The sequence below is a fragment of the Luedemannella flava genome, from assembly GCF_039528515.1.
GTDB lineage: Bacteria > Actinomycetota > Actinomycetes > Mycobacteriales > Micromonosporaceae > Luedemannella > Luedemannella flava.
The window spans coordinates 1-21,535 of the sequence record NZ_BAAALT010000083.1; the positions used below are offsets into that span (position 1 = coordinate 1).

A 21,535-nucleotide genomic window follows, 5' to 3' on the forward strand; every position below is an offset into this window, starting at 1 on the left:
CCCGGCTGGCGGCGCTGCGCGCGGGCCACACCCGCCGCGGCGCGTACGCCGACCGGGCCGCCGCCCAGCAGGCCCGGCTGCGGCTGCCGGCCCTGCCCACCACGACGATCGGCTCGTTCCCGCAGACCGACGCGCTGCGTAGGGCCCGGGCCGAGCTGCGCACGGGCCGGCTCGACGAGGCGGGCTACGCCGAGCGGATGCGCGCGGAGATCATCGAGGTGATCGCCCTGCAGGAGCGCCTCGGGCTGGACGTGCTGGTGCACGGCGAGCCGGAGCGCAACGACATGGTGCAGTACTTCGCCGAGCAGCTCGACGGCTTCGCCGCCACGGCGCACGGCTGGGTCCAGTCGTACGGGTCGCGGTGCGTACGCCCGCCGATCCTGTACGGCGACGTGTCCCGGCCGGCGCCGATGACGGTGGCCTGGTCCGCCTACGCGCAGTCGCTGACCGACCGCCCGGTCAAGGGCATGCTGACCGGCCCGGTGACGATACTGGCCTGGTCGTTCGTGCGTACGGACCAGCCGCTCGCGGACACCGCCAACCAGGTGGCGCTGGCGCTGCGCGACGAGGCCCGCGACCTGGAGGCGGCCGGCATCCGGGTGATCCAGGTGGACGAGCCGGCGCTGCGCGAACTCCTGCCGCCGCGCTCTGCCGACAGAGCCGCGTACCTCGACTGGGCCGTCGCCGCGTTCCGGCTGGCCACGAGCGGGGTCGCCGACGCCACGCAGATCCACACGCACCTGTGCTACTCGGAGTTCGGCGAGGTGCTCGCCGCGATCGACGCCCTCGACGCGGACGTGACGAGCATCGAGGCGTCCCGGTCCAGAATGGAGATCCTGGCCGACCTGGCGGCGGCCGGGTACGGGCGCGGCGTCGGTCCGGGCGTCTACGACATCCACTCGCCCCGGGTGCCCGACGAGGACGAGTTCGTGACGGCGCTGCGCCACGCGGTGGCCGCGGTGCCGGCCGAGCGGCTGTGGGTCAATCCGGACTGCGGCCTGAAGACCCGAGCGTACGACGAGGTCGAGCCGGCTCTCGCCCGCCTCGTGGCCGCGGCCGCCCAGGTCCGCGCGGCAAGGTGAACACAGGGTGTACCCGGGGAGGCGCGGGCTTCCCCGGGTGTACCCACATTGGCCGCCCTGGATTCACCTGGGTGACGACCTGACCCCATAGCGTTCGCCGCCTATCCGGCGAACGAGTTGGCAGGTCCCCATGCCCGACGTCAGTGTGGTCATCCCGACCCGAGCGCGCCCGGACCTGGTCGTCCGGGCCGCGCGCGGCGCGCTCGCGCAGTCCGTGCGCGACATCGAGGTCATCGTCGTGATCGACGGCCCCGACGAGGCGACCGGGCCGGCGCTCGCCGCGCTGGACGACCCGCGCCTGCGTGTGGTCGGGCTGCCCGGGTCGGGCGGCGCGCAGAACGCCCGCAACACCGGCGTCGCGCACGCGCGGGCGCCGTGGACGGCGCTGCTCGACGACGATGACGAGTGGCTGCCGACGAAGCTCGCGACGCAGCTGGCCCTGGCCCGCACGGCGCGCGCGCCGCTGCCGGTGGTGGCCAGCCGGCTGATCAACCGCACGCCCCGGGCCGAGCTGGTGATGCCGCGCCGCCTACCGGCGCCGGGCGAGCCGCTCAGTGAGTACTTCACCGTCCGCAGGGGACTGTTCCACGGCGAGGGCTTCATCCAGACGTCGACGATCCTGGCGCCGACGGACCTGCTGCGCCGGGTGCCGTTCACCGTCGGGGTGCGGCGCATGCAGGAGCTCGACTGGGCGCTGCGCGCCCTGCACCACGACGACGTCGAGCTGCTCATCGCGCCCGAGCCCCTGGTGGTGTGGCACACCGACGAGGACCGCGACCGGATCAGCCAGGAGATGCCCTGGCAGGCGTGCCTGGAGTGGCTGCGCCGCAGCCGGCCGCTGCTCACCCGGCGGGCGTACGCGGCGCTGACCATGAGCGTGATCGCGTCGATGGCCGCGCCGACCCGCAGCCCGGCCCTGTTCCGCACCCTGCTGCGCGAGGCCCGCACGCACGGCCGGCCGGGCATCATCGACTACGTGACGTACCTGCAGATCTGGCTGCTGCCGCCGCAGCTGCGCCGGGCGGTGCGCGACCGGCTGCTCAACCGCAACCGGGAGGCGAAGCCGACCCCCGCGCCGACCCGGGAGCCTGTCCTAGATGTCGTCCGGTAGGCCCGTCGTCATCTGGCGCAGCTGCCTGCTGTTCGGGTCGGAGACGTTCGTCCGGGACCAGGGCGCGGCGCTGTCGCGCTGGCGACCGACCTATGTGGGCGCCGTCAAGGTGGCCTCCCCGCTGGCCGCGGACACCGACGTCGTCGCGTTCCCCGACGGCCGGCTCGGCTTCCCGCTGCTGCGCCTGACCGGCGGCTCCCGCCGGCTGGACGCGACGCTCAGGAGTCTGCGGCCCGACCTGGTGCACGCGCACTTCGGCGGGGACGGCTGGCTGATCAGCCGCACCGCCGCCCGGCTGAACATTCCCCTGGTCATCACGCTGCACGGCCGCGACGTGACGACACAGGCCGCGGCGCCCGGCCTGCGCGGCAGCAGGTACCGGCGCAACCTGCGCACCGCGTTCGACCGCGCGGCCCTGATCCTGGCCGTGTCGGGCCCGGTCGCCGACCGGGCGCTCGCGCTGGGCGCCGACCCGGCGAAGGTCCGGGTGCACCACACCGGCGTGCCGCTACCGGCCGAATCGCACGCGCCGAAGGAGTGGGACGTCGCCTTCGTCGGCAGGTTCGTGCCCAAGAAGGGCCTGGACGACCTGGTCGAGGCCCTGGCCATGCTGGACAGGCCGGTGAAGGCGGTCCTCATCGGCGCCGGCCCGCTGGAGCCCGCGATCCGCGCCCGCGCCGCCGGACTCGGCCTCGACGCCACGTTCCCCGGCCATCAGGACCCCGCGTCCGTGCGCCGTCACGTCGCCGCCGCCAGGGTGTTCGTCGCGCCGTCGAAGACCGCGCCCGACGGCGACGCCGAGGGCCTGCCGACCACGATCCTGGAGGCCGCCGCACTGGGCGTGCCGACCGTGTCGACGCGGCACAGCGGCATCCCCGAGGCGGTGCGGCACGGCGAGACCGGCCTGCTCGGCACCGAGGGCGACCGCGTGACGCTGGCCGCGAACCTCCGCCACCTGCTGGCCGACGACGACCTGCGCGCCCGCCTCGGGCACGCGGCCCGGGCGCATGTGACCGCCAACTTCGACATCACGACGCAGACCCGGTCGCTGGAGGCACTCTACGACACCGTCGCGCCGATCATGACGGAGTCGGGTCCGGCCGGCGGGCCTTGGACTCCGTCACGAACACCTCCCATGCGGTGACGGCGCCGGACAGCGACGGCATGATCCAGAACGGACCGTCTCCCCACCCGTTGCCGCTGAACTCGCCGCCCATGAGCCTGACGTCGCAGTCCGTACTCACGCGCACCCCCGTGGGCCGGCCTTGGTCGTCCAAGGCGGTCAGCGTGATCGAGCCGTCGCCCAGGCAGGCCGCGGACATGTCCACCTCACCCGACGATCCCCCGCGTTGCGCCCCGTTTCCGCCGTCCTCGGCCCTGTCGGGTCCAATGTAGGCGCTCCCGGCGACCTTCGGGTGTCGCGCCGGTGGTCAACAGAGACGACCGTCTAGACGCGCGGGCGCACCCGGCGCAGGATAGCGCGGGCGCTGCGCCGGGCCAGCCGGGCGCCGCCGACGAACGCCGCGCCCGCCCGGGCCGGCCCGGCCGGGGCGAGCAGGTCGGCGACGCGCCGTGCCCGGTTCAGTGCGGCCTCCCGCTCGGTGAGCGTCCGCTCGTACCAGCGCGCCTTCGCCACCGCCCCCGCCAGTTCCCGGGCCAGCGCGTCCCGCTCCGCGATCAGCTCGTCAAAGGCCCGCGCGTCCGGCGGCCGGCCGCCGTCGTGCTCGCGGTCGTCGAAAAGACGGTCGCGAGAATCCCCGCCGGCAGGATCGCGATCGGCCATCGCGGCCAGCGTGGCGGCCACCTCATCCGCGCCGCCGGGCGCCCAGCGCCGCGCGAGCCCCAGGCGAACCAGCGTCACCGCGAACGCCCGCAGCGCCGCCGCGTCGGCCGGTCCCGCCGCGACCAGCCCACCGTCCGGCCCGACGATCACCTGGTCCGCGGCCACCCCGGCAGCCGCGCCACCCTGCCAGCGCGCGAGCAACGTGCGGGCCTCGCCCATCTCGCGCCGCACCGCCGCGCCGATCAGAAGATCTTCGAGAGTACGCCCCGGCGGAACGCACGCGCCCCCGTCGCCGACCCACCCGCGCACCGGATCGCGATCGATCCTCCGGCCGTCGACGACCGCCTCGGGAAGCTCTCCCGCCGCGTCGCCCCCGGCCCGCCGGGCAGCGAACACCCAGCCGGGCGCCAGTTCGGCGGCCAGGCCGTGACGCACCGCGCGCCGCGCGAGCCGCCCGGGATCGGTGAGCACCCAACCGGTCGGCCCGCCGGCTTGCGCCGCGGCCACGCCATCTCCCCGGGCCGCGCTCGCGGCGAACGATCGGCTCAACGCGGCCGCCAGGTAGCCGCTCACCGCACCGTCGGCCAGGATCGCGTCGCCGAGCAGCACGGCGGGCGCGGCCGGCGACGGATAGGCGGCGTAGGTCCGATCCACGTCGAGGCCGGCCTCCGCGAGCCGGGCCAGCACCCGGGCGAGCCCGGCCGGTCGGCTCAGGTCGTACTCCCCGGGGTGGTCCCAGTCGGCGTCGGTCGGCTCGGCCGGCAGGGCGACCAGCCGGTGCGCCCCGACCGGGTTCGCCATGCCGAACAGCAGCCGCCCGCCGGGCGCCAGGGCGGCGACGAGCTGGTCGAACGCCTCGCCCCAGGTCAGCTCCGCGCCCTCAACGGAGGACAGCCGGCCGACCCCGTCGAGCGCGACCACCGCGTCGAAGGCCGGCTCGGCCCCGAGCTTCTCCAGCCCGCCGCAGCAGACGGTCACGTCGGGACGCTCGGCGAACCGGGCGGTCAACGCTTCGGCGTCGGGCACGCCCCGCACCAGCACCGTCACGTTCCCGGCCGGCAGCGCGTCGATGAGCGTGGGGTCGTGCGGCCCGGCCACGAGCACCCGCCCGGCCACCCCTGCCGCGCCGATCAGGCGGGCCGGCGCGGCGCCGCCGGCCGGGCCGGGCGCACGAATGCCATCGAGGTCGGACCAGGACACCATCTCGCCGCCGATCATCCGCGGGTTCATCGCACGCCTTCCGCCAGCAGCGCGCCGTCGTCCACGTACGCGGGCTGGTACGGGTTGGGCCAGCCGAGCAGGCGACGCAGCTCGGCGGGCGGGAGCAGCCGGTCGGCGCCCAGCTCGGACACGGCGGCCGCGCGGGCGAGGACCGGGTCGACGCGTTCGCCGTGCAGTTCGGCCCACTGCCGGCGCACGCGCGCCTGGCCGCCGTGCGCGGCCGCGTCGCGCTCGAGCAGCATCGGGTCGCCGTAGACCGCCGGCTCGCAGCCGGCGAGCGCGCCGTAGAAGACGGCGCTGGTGAGCCGGTTGCTCGCGACGCGGGCGTGCCGCCGCAGCTCGGCGAGCTGGCGGTCGAGGAACGCCGGGTCGAGGTCCTGCCACCAGCCGCCCCGGTACCCGTGGCAGACGACCCGGAACCCGGCCCGCTCGTAGCGGCGGCGCACCCGCCGCGACCGGTACTCCTGCCAGTAGAGGCAGATGGTGACCGGACCGGGCTCGGTGGCCCGGATCTGGTCGACGAGCCGCGCGTGGTCGCCGACCACGTGCTGACCCTCCCACCCGTGGAACGGGTACCAGATGGTCCCGTCCCGCTGCGCGGGCGGTTCGGCCGCCATGGCCAGCAAATACGCGAACGGGGCGCCGACGACGTGGACCTCCCGCCGACCCATCGACCACGCCCGACGGCGGGTGCGCTCGGACCACACGAGGATCGGCGTGCCGGTGACGAACTCGTGGTCGTCGGCGAGGCCGTCGCCGATGTTCCAGCCGTGCTGCAGGTAGCCGTGGATGCGCGGCGGGTCGCGGTCGTCGAGCCCGCAGTAGCGGGCCAGCACATGCGAGTGCCCGTAGTAGTGGTTGGCGTGGTGCACGAAAGGGCGCCCAGGGTGGTCGGAGGTAACGGGTCCGACCACCCTGGCACGCCCCGGCGAACAAACGGGGAACGCCGCGTGTACTACGGGATGGTGTCCGCCCCGCTCACGCCGGCCCCGGCCGCGGGCGGCGAGGACGGCGCGGAACCGGCCGAGTAGCTGTACGGCGGCGCGGCGACGCCGCCGGTGATGCGCAGCCAGTCGGCCATCGTCTTGCCGCTGTCGTTGGCGCGGGTGATCGTGGCGGTGTTGTAGTAGTTGCTCGAGGTCCACGTCAGCGCGGTGTCACCGAAGTCCTCGGTGATCGTCTTGGCGCTCTTGACGTAGTTGCTCTCCGCGTAGATCCTCCCGCCGACGCCGAGCCCGAGGAAGTAGTCGTCGACCTCGACGTAGTTCGCGTACACGTGGGCGTACCCGAAGCGCACGCGTGGGTGGCGGGTGTTCGACCCGTCGAACCAGTTGTGGTGGTAGGTGACCCGCAGGTACCCGGTGTCCTGGGCGCCGTTGGAGTCGCTGTGGCCCAGCAGCATGGACTTGTCCGTGCCGATGTACCGGTTGTACGAGACGGTCACCAGGTCGGAGCCGCGCTTGACGTCGACCGAGCCGTCGGCGGCCGCGTAGAAGGTGTTGTGGTCGACCCACACGTGGTGCGAGTAGCACTGCACGTTGACCGAGTCGTCGGCGGAGCTGCGGAACGACAGGTTGCGGATGATGACGTTCTCCACCTTCGTGAAGCGGTCCTTCTCCGCGGGGTCGCACAGGTCGCCACCCCACGCCACCTCGTCGGGGCCCCAGCCGTTGACGTCGAAGCCGAAGCCGCTGATCGTCGCGTTGGTACCGACGCCGATGATGGTCTTGTTCGAGCCGACGTCCAGCATGTCGCCGCCGCCGTTGGTGATGGTGCCCGACACCCGCACGATGCGGGGCGTGTCGTCGGCGACGGCCGCCGCGAGCGCGGCGTACGTCGAGACGGTGACGGTCGCGCCGCCGGCGCCACCGTTGGTGCCGGTCCGGCCGTACCCGGTGAGGGTGGCGAAGCCGACCAGGCCGCTGGCGTTGCCCGGGTTGTTGGTGACCGGCGCGCCGGTGGTGGTGGCGGGGGCCCGGGTGGTGGCCGGCGCGGAGGTGACCGCGCGGGTCGTCGTCGGCGCCGCCGTGGTGGTCGCGGGCCGGGTCGTGGTCGGCCCCGCGCTGGTCGGGGTGGTGGTCCCGCCGCTGGTCACGATCACGTCGTCGAACGACGCGGTGGAGTACGACGTCTGCAGGCCAATCCGGCCGGACGTCGGCGACGACGCGGTGCCGGAGGCGATCTGGGTGCCGTCGACGAGGCCGCGGACCGTGCTGCCGTTGACGTCGATGGCGAGCGTGTACCAGGTCCCCGTCGCCACGGTGCGCGACGCGCTGCCGAGCACGGTCACCGAGCCGCCGTTGACGGACTGGAGCTGCACCTGGTTGCCGGGCAGCAGGGCCAGCCGGAAGAACGTCGTCGAGCCGGTGGCGCGGGCGAGCAGGCCGACGAACCCGCCGGAGCCGAGGCTCAGCGGCTTGACCCGGGCCTGCACGGTGACGTTGGTCCAGCTCGTGGAGCCGTTGAAGAGCCGGGCGTTCTCGCTGCCGGCGTTGGACTGCCGCAGCGCCTGGGAGCCGTCGGCGACGACGGCCCAGGTGCCGCCGGACTTGGACCAGCTGCTGGCCAGCCCGCTTTCGAAGGTGTCGCTGAACTCGGTGGCGGCGCTGGCGCCGGGAGCGAAGGCGATCGCGGCCGCGGTCAGCGCGGCGACAGCGCCGCCGACGACCGACAGCTGCCAGCGACGCGCCCGGAGGGTGGCACGTACGTCCATGGTGGACCTTCCGAGGGGACGGTGGAGCGGCCCCGGTGCACACGGCGGCCAATGAAGGAAAGCGCATTCCTGAAGCGACCGTAACCCGGACGTCAACGACTGTCAATGAAACGCGATCCGCCCACTGATCGCGGCCGCTACCGCGTTTTGGCGCCACAGCGTTGGAATCCGCTCCGGCATTCCAGCGCTATGGCGCCAAAGGTGGGCCGCTCCCGCCCGCAGGCAGCGGCGGTACGGATGGTGGGGCCGCAGCGGCGGCCCCACCATCCGCCGGTCAACGCGGTACGGGCACGCGCGACCAGTCCGTGTCGGACGCGAGGTAGAAACCCGGGTACGACGGCTGGTTGTACGTCGTCTGCTGGCGGGCCACCTCCACCCGGTACTGCGGGTCGTGCATCAGGGTGTACATCTTGCGGCCGGTCACCTCGGTCGACAGGTAGATCCGGATCGCGGTGCTGTCGGCGGTGCGCAGCAGCAGCTCCTCGCGCCAGTCGCCGAGGATGTCGGCGACCAGGCTCGGGTTGCCCTTCGTCCCGTTGTTGGACAGCGTCCCGTCGGCGGTGAGCAGCGTGCCGCGCCGCCAGTCCAGGATCTTCGGGGTCACCGCGAGGTTGCCGTCGACGATCTGCGTGGTGCCGTCGGCCGCCCACCGGATGCTCATGTTGGTGCCCGGGATCGCGCCCGGGGTGAGCACGCCGGCCGCCGAGTAGAGCCCCAACGAGTCCGAGCCGCCGGGCAGGCTGGCCCACGCCTCCAGGCCGCGGACGCCCGGCAGCACGTCGCCGATCATCGCCCGGCCGGTGTCGCGCCCCGAGTACGCCCCGAACAGGACCCCACCCGTGGCCGCGTCCCGCATGGCCATGCCGTACGGCGCGAAGGTGGCGCCCTCGTGCGCGGTGTAGATCTCCAGCCCCGGCCGGTCCGGGTCGATGTCGGTGACGTGCATGGCGTCGCCGTGCCCGAGCCGGACATAGGAACCGGGTGCCGCGCTGCCCTCGGGGAGCGTGCCGAACGACGAGTACAGCAGGCTGCCGTCGTCGTCGATGGTGGCCGACCCGTAGATGATCTCCTGCTTGCCGTCGCTGTCGACGTCCGCGACCGAGAGCGAGTGGTCGCCCTGCGTGGTAATGGTCCTGAACTCCGGGTCCGTGCCGTCGCGACCGTGCGGACCGTCGTTGAACGGGTTGGTCATCGGCACCCAGCCGCTGTCGACGTACCAGTGCTCGCGCAGCTTCCGGCCGTCCCAGTCGTACGCGACGATCGTGGTGCGGGTGTAGTAACCGCGCGCGAAGACCGCCGACGGGCGGTGTCCGTCCAGGTAGGCCACCCCGGACAGGAACCGGTCGACCCGGTTGCCCGGCTCGATGCGCGCCATCGCGTAGTCGCCCCACATGAGCCCGTCGTCGTGCCGGCCCGGCTTGTAGCGGATCGTCTGCAGCTCGCGCCCGGTGGCGCCCTCGAACACGGTCAGGTACTCCGGACCGTCGACGATGAAGCCCTCGAAGTTGCGCAGCAGGTTGCGGGTGCTGCGCGCCGGGGCGTACACGTCGATGAAGTAGTCGACGAGCGTCGTGGCGTCGGCCCGCGACAGCGGGTAGGTGTAGGCGGGCGCGATGCCGAAGGCCTGCTCGAGCGTGGCGGGCCAGCGCCCGGCGACCACCTCGGGGTGCGTCGACCAGCCCTGGAACATCTCGACGAGATGCTCGCGGTAGTCGGCGGCGGACAGGCGGTAGTCGTCGGTGTGCGCGACGCCGGCGCGCACGTCCTCGCGCGGCAGCGTGATGTAGCGCTCGGAGCGGACGCTGCCGTCCGGGGCGTACCGGATGATCTTTGTCCCCGGCGCGGTCTTGAACATCATCTCGCTGCGGCCGTCGCCGTCGAGGTCGTAGACCAGGAACTGGGTGTAGTGCGCGCCCGCGCGGACGTTCACGCCGAGGTCGATGCGGTAGAGCTGGGTGCCGTCGAGCTCGTACGCGTCGATGTAGACGTTGCCGGTGTAGCCGACCTGGGAGACGTCCTTGGAGTTGGACGGGTCCCACTTCACGACGTACTCGTACTGCCCGTCGCCGTCCACGTCGCCGACGCTCATGTCGTTCGCCGAGTACGTGTACGCCTCGCCCTTCGGGGTCACCCCGTCGGCGGGCCTGTTCAACGGCAGGTCGTAGGAGTTGCCGGCCCACGGCGCGGCGGGGGCGCTGCGACCGCGCTCGCGGCCGCCGACGATCGGCGCCACTCGATAGGTTGCGTCGACGGTGCCCGATACATCAAGGTAGTTGGTGCTGTCGGTGACCGTGGCGATCGCGGCACCGTCGCGGTAGACGCGGAAGTTCGCGCCCGTGAGGCCGGTGGCCGAGTGGCCGGTGACCTCGGTGGCGAGCAGCCGCCAGCTCAGGAAGACCCCCTCGCCCGTGGCGGCGGCCACGAGCCCGCGGTCGAGGCGTTCGAGCAGGACGCCGCCCGGCCGCGCGGAACCGGCGGCCGGCGTCGCCAGCACGAGGGCGACCGCGCACGCCGCCGCGAGCAGGGCCGTGACCCTCCTCGGCGGCGGTCGATGGGACAGACGAGGGGCGCGCATCGGGTCCTCCACTTAATGAAACGATCCAATTGATTGATGTTTATGAATGTACCGTTTACGTGACCGCCCCGCCACCCGCCGCACGTTCGCGTAGGGTTGGGCCAGAAGCAACCGTTTCGCGGAGGTCCGCGATGTTTGTTGAGGTCATTCAGGGGCAGGTCACGGATCCGGCCGCGCTGCGCGCCGCCTTCGAGGAGTGGCAGCGCGACCTCGCGCCGGGCGCCACCGGCTGGCTCGGCGCCACCTCCGGCGTCACCGACGACGGTCGGTTCATCGGCATCGTCCGGTTCGCCTCCACCGCCGACGCGCGGCGCAACGCCGACCGACCCGAGCAGACGGCGTGGTGGAACCGGCACAAGCACCTGCTCGGCGACAACCCGACGATGGTCGACAGCGAGGACGTCGACCTCGACCTCATCGGCGATCCCGACCGGGCCGGCTTCGTCCAGTTCATGGTCGGCCGCATGACGGACCTGGCCCGGGCGCGGGAGCTCATGAAGTCCGATCCCGAGGAGTTCGCCGCGCTCCGGCCGGACGTCCTCGGCACCGTCACCGTCAATCACGGCGACGGCGCCTTCACCACCGTCATCTACTTCACGTCAGAGGCCGAGGCGCGCGAGGGCGAACGCAAGGAGCCACCGCCCGAGGTCCAGGCGCAGATGGCCGAGATGGGCGCGCTCATGGTCGGCGAGCCCGAGTGGTTCGACCTGCGCGACCCCTGGCTGGAGACGCCGGCCTAACCCGCGAACACCACCGCGACAACCGGCACCGTGGCGAGCACGGCCACGCCCATGACGGACAGCACGAGGGCGGGTCGCGACCCCCACCACGCCGGCTGCGCCGCCAGATGCCGGCCGGGTCTGCCGCGCGGCGAGAGCAACCGCATCATCGGCTTCTCCACGCCGTGGTACAGCGCCAGCGCGGCGATGAACGAGAAGACGAACATCACCACGGGGCCGATCACCATCCACACCGCGGTGACCCGTTCGGGGAACAACCCGGCCTCGTGGCAGGCCCGGATCACCAGCAGATGGACCATGTAGAAGGCGAACGACACCTCGCCCAGATAGACCATCCGCGGGTGCGCCCACACGGTGCGCGTCCCCGCTACGTCGGCGAGGGCGGCCACGGGCAGCAGCAACATGATCGGGACGATCACCGCCGGCGCCCGGCCCAGCGGCGCGGGCAGGAACATCCCCGCGAGCATCGCCGCGCACAGGAGCGCCACGGCCTGGCGAAGGCTCGGCCCGCGCCACGCCCCGGCTTTCGTGAGCAGCGCCAACGCCATGCCGATGACGAACTCGAAGATGCGCGGCAGCGGCCAGAAGTACGTCAGCCACGACATGAAGGCCGGGTCCTCCACCGCCATGATGGCGAACTGGAACCCGATCACGACGACGGGCAGCACCACGACCGCGATCCGCAGTTGGCGCACGGACAGCAGCCGCAGGTACGGCAGGATGAACGGGAAGCTCAGGTAGAAGAACAGTTCGGCGCAGAGCGACCAGCTCAGCCCGTTCAGCGAGAACAAAACCCCGCTGTTCGGCAGCCAGGCCTGGGTCAGCGTCAGGTGCGTGAGGAGCTGGCCCGGGGTGATCTGAATGCCGACGATCAGGGCGAGCACCACGGCGGCCGCCATCGTGACCAGGTGGTTCGGATAGATCTTGGCCAGGCGCCGACCCCAGAACGCCCACCGGGTGTCCGCGGTCCGCGCCGACCAGGCCAGCACGAAACCGGACAGGATGAAGAAGAACGTGACGCCCCACGGGCCGGCGAACTTCAACAGCCGCCACGATCCGGACTCGACCACGGGGGACACGGCGAAGTGCGGCGCGAGGTAGTCCTCGAGTATGTGGTCGCCGAAGACCAGCAGAGCGGCCACCCACCGCATGCCGGTCAGGCTCGGCAACCGGGACTGACCCACCGGCCGCGCGGGCGGAGGCGGTTCGATGTGGTCGGCGCCGGCACGTGGCAGCGCCGGACCGGTAACGGTCGACATGACGGCTGGGGGTCCTCTTCCGGAGGGCACGCGGGGGCGCGCGGCGGGCACGACACGTGGCCGGCCGCGAAGGGCCGGCGCGGTCGGCTCAGGTCCGGCTGACGCAGATGAGGACGTTGATGGGCGGGCGCCCGGGCGGCTCGGCAGGCTCGCCCCGGGCGTCGTCCGGGCCGTCCACGAGGCCCGGTTCGCCGCCGGACACGGGCACGGTCCCGACCGGGGCGGCGGCCGCGCCCGAGTCGGCGAGGTCGAGGGGGACGGAGACCTTCGTGTGACCGTGATCGCCCTGACGGCCGGGGTCGCCGAGGCAGTCCGCCGCCGCGCCCGGGTCGGTCGACGCGGGCGCCGCGGCCCAGCCGTGCGGCTGGACGCTGTGGTCGTGGGCCGTGGTGGTCGACAGGATCGGCCCGTGCACCACCCAGACGGCCATGGCGAGCGCGCAGGCGACAGCGACCCGACGGAGCACCGTCGTCACCATCGCCATCCCGCCACCTCGCCCACGCCGATCCGCCCGACCGTACCCGGCCGGACGCCCATGGCCGTGCCTGGGTCGTGTTGTCTACAAACCGCCCGCGACGAGGCGGATCGTGAAGCCCGTGTCCCGCCGGTCGACCGTCACGAAGTCGCACAGTTGATGGGTCAGCCACAGGCCGAGGCCGCCGGGCTCGCCGTCCGTGCGCGGCAGCAGGCCCGCGAACGGGTCCTTCGGGCCGGGCCCCCGGTCACTCACCGTGACCACCATCCGGTCCGCGCCGGTCCAGAGCCGCATGAGTACGGGCGCCTGCCCGTGCCGGATCGCGTTGGTGACGACCTCGCTCACGGCGATGACCAGGTTGTCGAGCGCACCGGCCGGCAGCGTGCCCGGATCGGCCCCCCGGACCGCCTGGCGGGCGGCCGCGGGCAGCGGATCGATCAGTTCGGCGACCGGCCGGGTGCGCTGCACCGGGTCGTCCGGCTGCGGGCGGGGCTCCAGCAGGAACGTCGTCGGGTCCGTGTAGGACGGGCTCCGGCGGCGCCCGCCGGGCTCGGCGACCGATGGATGGGTCCGGGCCACGTCGCGCAGCACGTGCGGCGGGGTCCGGTTTGCGTCGTAGGCGCACATGCTCCACAGGGGAAAGTCGTCGTACGCGTGGTTGATCGCCGACTCGTAGCGGGCCCACCAGTCCCAGGTGGGGCCGAACGCCGGGGCGGCCAGCTCGCCGATGATGCGGATCTGCCCAGCGCCGGCCGCCACGTGGTCGACAAGCAATGACCGGTATGCCCGGATCGCGCTGGCCGGGCGCGCGTACATCTCGCCGCCCGCCAGGTACGTGATGCGGGGATCGCCACCGGTCGCCTCGCGGACCAGGCCGGCGTGCTCCTCGCCCAGGGCGACAACCGTCGGCTCGCCCGCCTCGACCCCGCCCAGCAGGAACGGGACCGCCACCGCGAGCAGTTCCCCGGCGGAACGGTAGTAGACGGCCTCGTGCAGATACCCCTGGTAACCAGCGGCGGCGCCCGTCCTCATCCGGTCCGCCCCGTGCGCGCGCTGTCGCATCCGGTCACGAGAGAATGCGTACCCAATGCACGCACCTCCTCAACCGTGCCGGACGACTGTATCCAGCCAGCGTAGCGTGCCACTGTCAATGTCAATCCCGACGAACTGTCATACACTGGCCGCGCCAGACACAACCCCGACCGGCCGAGGGAGCCCCCGTGGCTGAGCCGACGTCCCCCGCCCACCCCATCGACATCCTTCTCGTCGAGGACGACGCCGGTGAGGTGCTGCTCACCCGCGAGGCGTTCGACGAGTACAAGCTGCACAACCGCCTCGTCGTCATGGGCGACGGCCACGCCGCGCTGGCGTACCTGCGCCGGTCGGGGCCGTACGCGGGGGCCGCGCTGCCGGGGCTCATCCTGCTCGACCTGAACCTCCCGGGCCTCGACGGCCGGGACCTGCTCGACCGCCTCGCGGCCGACCCGGTGCTCGCGGAGATCCCGGTCGTGGTGCTCACCAGCTCGCTCGCGGAACGTGACATCCTGCGGGCCCGCCGACTGCGGGTCACCGACTACATCATCAAGCCGGTGGACTTCCAGCGCATCGTCGAGGTCGTCCGCCACGTCGAGGAGCTCGGCTTCGCCGTACTCCGGGTGGGCTGACCGGACGCGCCCCGGACGGCTAGTCTGACCGCCGGTACGGGGGAGGACGGTCACCCATGGGGGTTCGCTCGCGAGCGCTGGCGCTCGCCTGTTCGCTGCTGCTCGGCGCCGTCACGGCGTGCGCCGGCCCGACGCCGCGGGCGGCGGCCCCACCGGCCGGCATCGAGGGGCCGACCGTCGCCCCGACGGTCGCGCCGACCACGCCCGCGGCGCCGACCACGTCGCGCCGGCCGACGCCGAAGCCGTCGCCCACCCGACCCAAGCCGTCGCCGACGCTCAAGAAGACGGTGACCGCCGGCGCGGACAAGCCGACGACGAAGCCCTCGACGAGCCCCAGCGACGGCACGCCCACGAAGGGCGGCGGCACGTTCACGGTGGCCGAGGGGTCCACGGATGTCGTCGGCGAGGGCACCACCCTGGTGAAGTACCGGGTGGAGCTGGAGGACGGCATCTCCTGGGGCAGCGTCCCGAAGTGGACGCCGGAGGGCTTCGCCGACGTGGTCAACGGCGTCCTGGCCGATCCGCGCGGCTGGACGATGTCGGCGGCCCACCCGGTCACCAACGAGGCCGAGGACATGACCGACGCGTCGTGGCGCTTCCAGCAGGTCGACGACAGCTCGTACAGCGTGCGCATCCGGCTGGCCACCCCGAACACCGTCGACAAACTGTGCGGCTCGGCCGGCGTCGACACGGCCGGGGTGTACTCGTGCCGGTACGGCAAGACCATCATGATCAACCTGCGGCGCTGGCTGCACGGCACGACCGGGTTCACCAACCTGCCGTTCTACCGCGCCATGGTGATCAACCACGAGGTCGGCCACTTCCTGGGCTTCAACCACATGAAGTGCCCCGGCTCCGGCAGGACGGCGCCGGTGATGCAGACCCAGACCATCGCGCTGAACGGCTGCACCCCCAACCAGTACCCCTTCTCGTCCGCCGGCACCTTCGTCGTCGGCCCGTGGCTGTCGTCCTGACCCGCGCCGGGATAGCCGACAATTCGGCGCACAATAACCTGCCTGACGGTCCAGACACGTCCTCGGGCACCCGCAGGCCGCGCGACACGAGCGTGCGGACCGCGCCGAGGGCGGCCAGGTCGCGGTAGGCGAACACGGCGTCGGGCGGCTCGGGCAGCGACAGCAGGTGGGCCATGGCCCCGCACCGTCGGCGCGGTTGAACCGCGGGGTCCGCACGATGAACTCCTCGCGCGGCACCAGCAGCTCCGCGAAGTACGGCGTGTCCCAGGTAGGGCACGACGACGGCGATCTGCCCCGACCGGCCGCGCGCGAGGTTGCGGGCGAGCACGTTGGGCCGGTAGCCGAGTTCGGCGACCGCAGCCTCGACCCGGCGCCGGGTCTTCTCGGTGACGTTCGCGTACCCGTTGACCACGTTGGACACCGTCCGACTGGAGACGCCGGCGAGCTCGGCCACGTCGCGAAGGGTGACGTCGCGCGTCATGCGGCCTCCGGTGCCAGGTGACGGAAGGTTCGGGTGGGGTTCTGGCGCTCACCGCGCCGTCGGTGCATCCTGTTTGCAGCGCCGCAAGATCAGCCTAGCAAGATCAAACGCGTGGTCAACGGTCACTCGATACGGCGGGAACCGTCGCGTGTTGTGAGCGCAGCCTCAGGTAAGGAGAACCGTGTTCAACGCCTCGTTCGCCCTCGACCCCGCCCACGTGGTGGCGCCGGTGCACCGCCGGACCTTCGGCTCGTTCGTCGAGCACATGGGCCGCTGCGTCTACACCGGCATCTACGAGCCGGGCCACCCGCTGGCCGACGAGGACGGCTTCCGCACCGACGTGCTCGACCTGACCCGCGAGCTGGGCGTGACGACCGTCCGCTACCCCGGCGGCAACTTCGTCTCGGGTTACCGCTGGGAGGACGGCGTCGGCCCAATCGCCGACCGGCCGCGCCGGCGCGAGGTCGCCTGGCACAGCGTCGAGACCAACGAGGTCGGCCTCGACGAGTTCGCCCGCTGGTGCGCCAAGGCCGACGTCGAGCTCATGTACGCGGTCAACCTCGGCACCCGGGGCATCCAGGAGGCGCTCGACGTCCACGAGTACGCCAACCACCCCTCCGGGACGTACCTGTCGGACCTGCGGGTCGCGGGCGGCGCGAAGGACCCCCACAACATCCGCATGTGGTGCCTGGGCAACGAGATGGACGGCCCCTGGCAGACCGGCCACAAGACCGCCCTCGAGTACGGCCGGCTGGCCGCGGCCACGGGCCGCGCCCTGCGTGCCGCCGACCCGGGCATCGAGCTGGTCGCCTGCGGCTCCTCCGGCGCCGGGATGCCGACCTTCGGATCATGGGAAGCGACGGTCCTGGAGGAGTGCTACGACGTCGTCGACTACATCTCCTGCCACGCGTACTACGAGGAGCACGACGGCGACCTGGGCTCGTTCCTGGCATCGTCGGTGGACATGGACCGGTTCATCGCCGGCGTCGCCGCCACCGCCGACGCGGTGGGCGCCCGGCTGCGCTCCCGCAAGAAGATCCAGATCTCGTTCGACGAGTGGAACGTCTGGTACCTGTCCCGCTTCCGGGCCGCTCCCCCGAGCGCCGAGTGGCCGGTCGCCCCGCGCGTCATCGAGGACCAGTACCACGTCGCCGACGCCGTCGTCGTCGGCGGCCTGCTGATCTCCCTGCTCCGCAACAGCGACCGCGTGACGGCCGCCTCCCTGGCGCAGCTCGTCAACGTGATCGCCCCGATCCGCACCGAGCCGGGCGGCCCCGCCTGGCGTCAGACGACGTTCCACCCGTTCGCCACGACGGCCCGCCTCGCCGCGGGCGAGGTCCTGGCCGTGACGGTGGACGCCCCGTCCTACGGGACGGCCCGGTACGGCGACGTGCCGGCCGTCGACGCGGTCGCCACCCACGACCCGGCCACGGGCGACGCGTCCATCTTCGTGGTCAACCGCGATCAGGCGGCACCGGCGGCCCTCACCGTCGACCTGCGCGCCTTCGGATCGTCGCTACGGGTCGCCGAGGCGTGGATACTCGCCGACGACGACCTGCACGCCACCAACACCGCCGACGCCCCCGACCGCGTCAGCCTCCACCCGGCCGAGGGCGTCACCGTCGACGACGCCCGCCTGACGCTGCCCCTACCGCCGGTCTCCTGGACCGCGCTGCGCCTGACGCCTGCCTAGCCGCCGGACGCCAGGCGACGGGCTACCGCCAGGTTATAGAACCAAAGCACTAAATCGGGCTAGTCGGGCGCCGATTCAAGGGCCATGCGTACCGCAACCCGCACCCAGAATGGTCTGACCAGCCGCTTCAGTCGGCTGCTGAACCGCCAGAAGGCGCCCACGTCCGGCGGACCGACGGACAGGTACGACGCCGCGGTCGACCAGACCATCAACGCGGTTGTCGGCCTCGCCTACCGCATCCCGCGCTGAGCTGAGACCAACCAGCTAAAGATCAGCTCAAGATTGGTCCCGCGTGACCTGAACCACTAATCCGGTCCGCTCACCCGCCGATTGATCGCTTCATGAGCGCCAAGACCCCGCCGGGAGCCCGGCATCGAGACACGACACTCAAACGGGTGAGCAGGTTCGTCACCCGCTCCATCACCGGTTCGCCGCCCATCTCCGCGGCGACCGACTCCATCAACGGCGTGGTGGGCCTCGCCTACCGCATCCCGCGCTAGCACGACGGCGCCGCCTCACCACGGGTGCGTTTCCCGGGGAAAGTTACGCACCCAACCGGTCAGTGCGGACGTGGCGCTGCCCGGTCACCTCGATGGTGGCCGGGCAGCGCGATTCACCAGCCCGCGCGCCCGGACAATCAGCGCCTCCGAGGGGTCGCGGTGGGCCCGCCCGGGCCGATGACGTTGCTGCCCAGGGCGCCACCCGAGGGTGCGCCGTGCCACAATATGCGCCATTCGATCTGCCCATTTCGGGGGTGCCGCGTGCCGGCGGCGCCCGGTCGTTCGGGGATGAGTGACGCACCATGAGTGACACCGCGGTCGAGTCGGGCCGTCCGGAGACCGACCTGCCGTCCGACATCGGAGCGGACGAGGGCGGGCAGGAGACCCCGGAGGCCGCCCCGTCCCGCTCGCGCGAGATGTGGCGCGACTGGCGCCCGTCCGTGCTGACCGGGTTCTGGACCTGGATCGCGGGCCTCGCGGCGTACGCAATGTGCACTTTTGTGGCCTGGTTGCCGACGCCGGGCAACGAGCCCACCTTCTACACCGTCTGGGAAGCCTGGCACGGCTGGGACACCGACTGGTACACGATCATCGCCGACCTCGGGTATCACTGGGACGGGCGCGGCCCCGCGTTCTTCCCGCTCTACCCGATGCTGATCCGGATCACGAACCCGATCCTCCCGGGCTCGTCGTTCCACGCCGGGGTGATCCTGTCCGCGCTGGCCGGCCTGATCGCGATGATCATGATGCACCGGCTGACCGCGACCTTCCTCGGCGACGCGGTGGCCAAGCGGGCGACGTTCTACCTGCTGGCGTGGCCCACCGGCTTCTTCCTCGTCATCGCGTACAACGAGTCGTTGCTGGTCGCGCTGGCGCTGAGCTCGCTGTACCTCATGCACCGCGGCAAGTGGGCCGGCGCCGCGATCCTGGCCGCGTTCGCCAGCGCCACGCGGACCGGCGGCGTGCTGCTGATGGTGCCGTTCGTCCTGGAGTACCTGCGCCAGCACCAATGGTCCCCGCGGAAGATCCGCCTGGACGCGCTGTGGGTCCTCGTCGCCCCGCTCGGACTCGTCATCTACATGGTGTACCTGTGGCGCAGCTTCGGCGATCCGCTCGCGTTCCAGCACGCGCAGTCGGGGTGGTTCCGCTACGGCGCGAAGCCGCCGTGGACCACCATGCAGTACGCCTGGAACATCGTGGACGAGCGCTGGCCGTCCCTGGCCACCGAGTCCGCCCGCAACGTCATCGCCATCGCCCTCGTGGCCGGCTCCGCCCTGCTGCTGACGCTCGCCGTGGCGGGCCGGTGGCGGCTGCGCCCGGAGATGCTCTACCTCACCGCGTTCTCGGCCGTCACGGTCCTGCTGCCGCTGTGCAGCCCGGTCCAGCTGAACCAGCCGCCGCTGCCCGGCTTCTGGCGCTACCTGCTGGAGGCGCCGGTCCTGTTCATCATGCTGGCGCAGTTCGGCAGAAACTTCGCCTTCGACCGCGTCTATACGTTCGTGGTCATCTCCGTGCAAGGGATCATGGTGACGACGTTCCTGCACGAGGCCTTCGTCGCCTGATCGAGGGACCGTCACTGCCACCTCACGGTGGTAGCGTCCCGCGGCATGACGCATCTGGAGCCTGTCCGACGGGTGGCGGCTCACCCGATGCACGTCGGTCCGCATGGACTTCGGTCGCGTTCGACGCGATGCGGCCCGGCCACCTGTCAGGGGTGACCGGGCCGCGCGGACCACTACGACGTGATGCTCCACTGCTGGCAGTTGTTGCCCAGCGCGCCCCACGTACGGACGGCCACGCCGTCACCCGCGCCGCAGTTGGTCACGTCGAGCACCAGGCCGCTGTTGCGGTTGGCGATGATGTACCTCCCGGAGATGGGCGTGACGCTCCACTCCTGACAGAAGTTGCCCAGCGACGCCCACAGGTTCAGGGCCGTGCCGTTGCCTGTGCCGCAGTTGACCGCGTCCAGCACCGTGTTGCTGTTGACGTTGCGGATCGTGTAGTAGCCGCTGGTGGTCTTCGTGAACACCCACTTCTGGCAGTTGTTGCCGAGCGAGGTCCACTGCTGGATGGCGGTGCCGTTGGCGGTGCCGCAGTTGGCCGCGTCGAGCACCTTGCCGCTGGCCTGGTTGACGATGCGGTACTGGGTGCCGGCCACCGGGAACGCGACGCTGCCGCCCGGGTCGCCCGCGGGCGCGGTCTGCGACGAGCTCAGCGCGGTAGGGGAGCCCAGGTTCGGCGACCCGTCCGAGTTCCAGCTGATCTTCTTGATCCGGGTGGTGCGGGTGCCGCCGCAGCCCTGCCAGGTGGCCTCGTTGGCGTGGTAGACGACCCACGTCTCGGAGCCGTCGGGCGAGGTGAAGAAGCCCTGCCCGCCGGGCCCGTACGCGCCCGCGCTGTCGTTGCGCGCGAAGATGGGCGTGCTCTTCTTCGTCCACGAGCTGGCCGACAGCGGGTTGGCGCCGGTCAGGGTGAGCATGCCCAGCTTGTAGTCGGGCGTGTTGCAGGAGCTCGCGGAGTACGTCAGGAAGGTCTGGCCGTTGCGCTGCAGGACGTACGGCGCCTCCTGGGTGTTGCCGCCCTGCATCTCCCACGACAGGGTCGGCTGCGAGATCCGGGTGCCATAGGCGGACACCGTCCACGGGTTGCTCATCGGGGCGATGAACAGGCTCTGCAGGTTGCCGACCCACGACGAGTAGAAGAAGTAGTTCGCGCCGTTGATGGTGCCGACGCTGCCGTCGATGGCCCATCCGTTGTTGGCCTGCACGTTGAGCTGGCCCTTGTACGTGTACGGGCCCATCGGGTCCGAGCCGGAGCTCTCCAGCACGAACGAGCGCTGCCCGTCGCAACAGGCGGTCGGCCCGGCCGAGTAGTACAGGTACCACCGGGTGCCGTTGGGGCCGGCGAGCCGGTGCAGCGACGGCGCCCAGACGTTGCAGCAGTTCGTGGAGCCGCTACCGGTGTAGACGACCGAGAAGGACGCGCCGGGCAGCGACGCGACGGACGGCGACTTCTTGATGACGATCTGGGAGTTCCAGGTCGTGGTGGCCACGTAGTAGTTGCCGTTGTAGTAACCCATCCACGGGTCCGCGCCGTACGGCGCGGCCGCGAGCGGGTTGGTGAACGCGACGGCAGCCTGGCTCTGCGCCTTGGGAAGCACGACCGCGACCACGACGGCCGCGGCCGCGATGACGACGCCGAGCGACAGGCTCAGCAGTCGGAACAACGATCGCCGGTGGACTGGCATGGGGGGTCCTCTCCATC

The 21,535-nt window shown here is 72.1% G+C and carries 17 protein-coding genes and 1 pseudogene; 9 read left to right on the forward strand and 9 right to left on the reverse strand.

What is annotated here, in order from left to right:
• The 3 genes from metE to ABD211_RS15355 form a co-directional block, all read left to right on the forward strand.
• Positions 1-1,082 (forward strand): 5-methyltetrahydropteroyltriglutamate--homocysteine S-methyltransferase (gene metE / locus ABD211_RS15345; RefSeq protein WP_344131338.1); only part of this gene is annotated, 1,082 nt, incomplete at its 5' end.
• A gap of 130 nt (positions 1,083-1,212) precedes the next feature.
• Positions 1,213-2,193: a glycosyltransferase family 2 protein gene (locus ABD211_RS15350; protein ID WP_344131341.1), complete on the forward strand. Its 981-nt coding sequence runs from the start codon at positions 1,213-1,215 to the stop codon at positions 2,191-2,193.
• Positions 2,180-3,337 carry a glycosyltransferase gene (locus ABD211_RS15355; protein ID WP_344131344.1) on the forward strand — a complete coding sequence of 386 codons (1,158 nt, stop codon included), beginning with the start codon at positions 2,180-2,182 and terminating at the stop codon, positions 3,335-3,337. The genes ABD211_RS15350 and ABD211_RS15355 overlap by 14 nt, the downstream gene beginning before the upstream one ends.
• Before the next feature lie 303 nt (positions 3,338-3,640).
• On the opposite strand, the gene ABD211_RS15360 is transcribed toward ABD211_RS15355, so the two are convergent.
• The 4 genes from ABD211_RS15360 to ABD211_RS15375 form a co-directional block, all read right to left on the reverse strand.
• The gene (locus tag ABD211_RS15360; protein ID WP_344131348.1) at positions 3,641-5,206 is read right to left on the reverse strand and encodes a hypothetical protein; all 1,566 of its coding nucleotides are present in this window, start codon (positions 5,204-5,206) and stop codon (positions 3,641-3,643) included.
• Positions 5,203-6,069, reverse strand: a complete 867-nt coding sequence (locus ABD211_RS15365) for a hypothetical protein (RefSeq protein ID WP_344131351.1) — start codon at positions 6,067-6,069, stop codon at positions 5,203-5,205. Before ABD211_RS15365 ends, ABD211_RS15360 begins: the two co-directional genes overlap by 4 nt.
• Before the next feature lie 83 nt (positions 6,070-6,152).
• Positions 6,153-7,910, reverse strand: coding sequence for a pectate lyase family protein (locus ABD211_RS15370; RefSeq protein ID WP_344131354.1), 1,758 nt, complete (start codon positions 7,908-7,910; stop codon positions 6,153-6,155).
• A 274-nt stretch (positions 7,911-8,184) separates the two neighbouring features.
• On the reverse strand, positions 8,185-10,485 hold the full coding sequence (locus ABD211_RS15375; RefSeq protein WP_344131357.1) for a rhamnogalacturonan lyase: 2,301 nt from the start codon (positions 10,483-10,485) through the stop codon (positions 8,185-8,187).
• Between the two features lie 131 nt (positions 10,486-10,616).
• On the opposite strand from ABD211_RS15375, the gene ABD211_RS15380 reads away from it, so the two are divergent.
• Complete coding sequence (locus ABD211_RS15380) at positions 10,617-11,225, forward strand: hypothetical protein (RefSeq protein ID WP_344131360.1); 609 nt, start codon at positions 10,617-10,619, stop codon at positions 11,223-11,225.
• Here ABD211_RS15380 and ABD211_RS15385 read toward each other — a convergent pair.
• From ABD211_RS15385 to ABD211_RS15395, 3 genes are all read right to left on the reverse strand, one after another.
• Positions 11,222-12,484, reverse strand: a complete 1,263-nt coding sequence (locus ABD211_RS15385; RefSeq protein ID WP_344131363.1) for an acyltransferase family protein — start codon at positions 12,482-12,484, stop codon at positions 11,222-11,224. The two genes, ABD211_RS15380 and ABD211_RS15385, sit on opposite strands and share 4 nt — an antisense overlap.
• Before the next feature lie 88 nt (positions 12,485-12,572).
• Positions 12,573-12,968, reverse strand: a complete 396-nt coding sequence (locus ABD211_RS15390; protein WP_344131366.1) for a hypothetical protein — start codon at positions 12,966-12,968, stop codon at positions 12,573-12,575.
• Between the two features lie 75 nt (positions 12,969-13,043).
• The gene (locus tag ABD211_RS15395) at positions 13,044-14,021 is read right to left on the reverse strand and encodes an anti-sigma factor RsbA family regulatory protein (RefSeq protein ID WP_344131369.1); all 978 of its coding nucleotides are present in this window, start codon (positions 14,019-14,021) and stop codon (positions 13,044-13,046) included.
• A 158-nt stretch (positions 14,022-14,179) separates the two neighbouring features.
• Between ABD211_RS15395 and ABD211_RS15400 the strand changes: the two genes are divergently transcribed.
• Together ABD211_RS15400 and ABD211_RS15405 are read left to right on the forward strand one after the other, a co-directional pair.
• A complete protein-coding gene (locus ABD211_RS15400) occupies positions 14,180-14,623 on the forward strand; it encodes a response regulator (protein WP_344131372.1) in 444 nt (147 codons plus the stop codon).
• 56 nt (positions 14,624-14,679) lie between these two features.
• Positions 14,680-15,597, forward strand: a complete 918-nt coding sequence (locus ABD211_RS15405; protein WP_344131375.1) for a DUF3152 domain-containing protein — start codon at positions 14,680-14,682, stop codon at positions 15,595-15,597.
• Between the two features lie 64 nt (positions 15,598-15,661).
• Here ABD211_RS15405 and ABD211_RS33915 read toward each other — a convergent pair.
• A pseudogene (locus tag ABD211_RS33915) lies at positions 15,662-16,078 on the reverse strand (LacI family DNA-binding transcriptional regulator); the annotation flags it as partial.
• A gap of 181 nt (positions 16,079-16,259) precedes the next feature.
• On the opposite strand from ABD211_RS33915, the gene arfA reads away from it, so the two are divergent.
• From arfA to ABD211_RS15425, 3 genes are all read left to right on the forward strand, one after another.
• A complete protein-coding gene (arfA, locus tag ABD211_RS15415) occupies positions 16,260-17,771 on the forward strand; it encodes an arabinosylfuranosidase ArfA (RefSeq protein WP_344131378.1) in 1,512 nt (503 codons plus the stop codon).
• Positions 17,772-17,855: 84 nt separating this feature from the next.
• The gene (locus ABD211_RS15420; protein ID WP_344131381.1) at positions 17,856-18,020 is read left to right on the forward strand and encodes a hypothetical protein; all 165 of its coding nucleotides are present in this window, start codon (positions 17,856-17,858) and stop codon (positions 18,018-18,020) included.
• 553 nt (positions 18,021-18,573) lie between these two features.
• Complete coding sequence (locus ABD211_RS15425) at positions 18,574-19,833, forward strand: mannosyltransferase family protein (protein ID WP_344131384.1); 1,260 nt, start codon at positions 18,574-18,576, stop codon at positions 19,831-19,833.
• A gap of 173 nt (positions 19,834-20,006) precedes the next feature.
• Here ABD211_RS15425 and ABD211_RS15430 read toward each other — a convergent pair whose 3' ends face one another.
• Entirely contained in the window at positions 20,007-21,518 is a 1,512-nt protein-coding gene (locus ABD211_RS15430; RefSeq protein WP_344131387.1) for a family 43 glycosylhydrolase, read from the reverse strand.
• Between the last annotated feature and the right edge of the window lie 17 nt (positions 21,519-21,535).